Genomic DNA, 1,169 nt, shown 5'->3' on the forward strand with positions numbered 1-1,169 from the left:
AAAGGGTGTTCGTCGACACCCGACTGGGCGTGGAAGCAAGTTAACTCAGCGCAGTCACCGCCCGAGTGCTGCTATTGAGACTGGCGTTGTGCGGCGGCTCTTGACTCCTGGCACAGGTGGCGCTGGCTGCGTTCTGGTTTTGGCTGCGGGTGGCGTGATTTCTCTGTTTTTTTGATAGCTACCTATGCCCGTGGAATAGGCTCAGGTGGTTGATTTCTTTAGAGAAATTTATGGCAAATTGCATAGCATCCACGCCATCACCGCGTCCAGGCACTGGGCTACGGTGTTCGGTGTTGTAATCAGGAACTACCATTCAGGATGTCCCGCATGAAACCATCGGACGCTTTGCAGACCCACCGGGGACGCATCCGCCAAATCGTAGAGTCCCACCGGGCCAGCAACCCGCGTGTGTTTGGATCGGTGGTGCACGGCGATGATGCCGAAGGTAGCGATCTCGACATCCTGATTGACCCCAGCCCGGACACCACCTTGTTTGACATTGGTGCCATCCGCCATGAATTGCTGGAGCTGCTGGGTGTGCCGGTGGATGTGCTAACGCCCAAAGCACTACCGACCAAATTTCGCGCCGCGGTGCTGGCCGAGGCTGTTTCCATATGAGCCGTCGTGACTAGGCCAAGCGCTACTGGTATGCCTTACGCCTTCACCACATCAAACCTCAACCCACTCGCCCCTTCTCCCCGCCCAACCGACTTGCTCCGTCCTATCCACAGCAACGCCCGGCCCTGGCTGTCGCGGGCGTAGTTGAAGCGGCGCTGCAGGCTGATGCCGTCGCGGGGTACCTCTTCTTCGGCGATGCGCAGGAAGTCGGTTTTCACGTCCACGTTCGGGTCTTGCCGTAGCAGGCTGCCGCGCGGGTGGAACATGAAGCCTTCGAGCTGGTGGTCATCGGCGCCCAGCGCACCGGTGGTTTCCACAAAAGCGTTGTCGCGCAGGCGCTGGATGAAGGCGCTGTAGCTGGCGTTGACCGGCTCGGCCATGCGTGCGGGCGTGGTCTGGTAGTGGTGGGTGACCACGCCGCGCTGTAGCTGGATGCTCCAGTTCAGCACACCGGCTCCTTGTTTTTTGACCGGTAAAAATGGCACCCAGTGCGCAGCCACCGGGGTTTGCAGGGTGTACTGCAGCAGGGCACCGGCGCTGGCGGGGGGCGC

General features: G+C 60.6%; 2 protein-coding genes. One reads left to right on the forward strand and one right to left on the reverse strand.

Annotation, left to right across the window (positions count from 1 at the left end; genetic code table 11):
* Positions 1-327: 327 nt before the first annotated feature.
* A complete protein-coding gene (locus AC097L_RS25435; protein ID WP_479589483.1) occupies positions 328-618 on the forward strand; it encodes a nucleotidyltransferase family protein in 291 nt (96 codons plus the stop codon).
* A 35-nt stretch (positions 619-653) separates the two neighbouring features.
* Here the strand turns inward: AC097L_RS25435 and AC097L_RS25440 are convergent.
* Positions 654-1,169: hypothetical protein (locus tag AC097L_RS25440; RefSeq protein ID WP_479589484.1), on the reverse strand; the 516-nt coding region annotated here is incomplete at its 5' end.

Source organism: Rhodoferax sp. RT5P35 (assembly GCF_056521385.1).